The organism is Pseudomonas sp. 05N434, from assembly GCF_056396965.1.
The window spans coordinates 1-1017 of sequence record NZ_JBFTMK010000936.1; the positions used below are offsets into that span (position 1 = coordinate 1).

Annotated in this window: 1 protein-coding gene; it reads right to left on the reverse strand. The window is 57.1% G+C overall.

The genetic code is table 11. The features are described 5' to 3' along the window. Positions 1-879, reverse strand: an 879-nt coding sequence (locus tag AC1DLB_RS30860; protein WP_477786388.1) for a LysR family transcriptional regulator, incomplete at its 3' end; no start/stop codon positions are given. Between the last annotated feature and the right edge of the window lie 138 nt (positions 880-1017).

Consider the following 1017-nt stretch of genomic DNA (forward strand, 5'->3'; position numbering starts at 1 on the left):
GTGTGCCTGATTCACCAGCCAATCGCGAAATGCCTTTAAAGAGGCTGATTCGACCTTTCGATCAGGAATCATCAGGTAGTAGGCCTTGATGCTCGATAGTGCTTGGGTATTGGCAATGACCAGGCGCTTCTCTGCCAATTCGCGCTGAATCAGGAATGGCGGAATCAGCGCGATCCCCATGTCATGCATCGCTGCCTGGGCGAGCATGGAGAATAGCTCGTAACGCGGCCCTGTCATGTCTCGCGGGATATTCAGGTTCTGGGAGTTGAACCATTGGCGCCAGGCATAAGGGCGAGTGGTCTGTTGCAGCAAGGGCAGCTCGGCGATTTCACCGGGGCTCAGGTTGGTTTTTTGGCCCAGCAGCGTGGGGCTGCACACCGGCATCGGGTTCTCGCCCATTAACCTGTGGGATTCGGTACCTGGCCAGTCCGCGTCGCCGAAATAAATGGCGGCATCGAAGTCGGTGTCGGCAAACAGGAAGGGGCGCGTACGGTTGGTGAGGTTGACCGTCACCTCCGGGTGTTTGTGCTGGAAATCCTTGAGTCGTGGCAGCAGCCACTGAGTGCCGAAGGTCGGAACCACCGCCAGTTCGATCGAGTTGGCGCCTTGCTGGCCCATCACTGACAAGGTGTCCCGTTCAACCGCGTCGAGTTGGGTGGCCACCCTGCGACTGTAGGAAAGCCCGGCTTCTGTCAGCTTCACTCCGCGCCGTGAACGCCGGAACAGCTCGACATTGAGGAACTCCTCGAGGCTGGCTATCTGTCGGCAAATCGCTCCCTGAGTGAGAGAAAGCTCCTGGGCAGCCTTGGTAAAGCTCTCGTGGCGCGCTGCCGCTTCAAAGCTGATCAGGGCTGTTGTGCTGGGGATCTTCCTGCGCATGTACGTCAACCTCACTAATGCATTGCATAAAGGCGATTTTGCAACGTTTCGAAGTGAGAAATTAGCACAACAGTATGCGAAAACCTCGTTTGCCGGGACGCCGAACCCGGCCTAGGATCAATCCACGTTATTTGACCC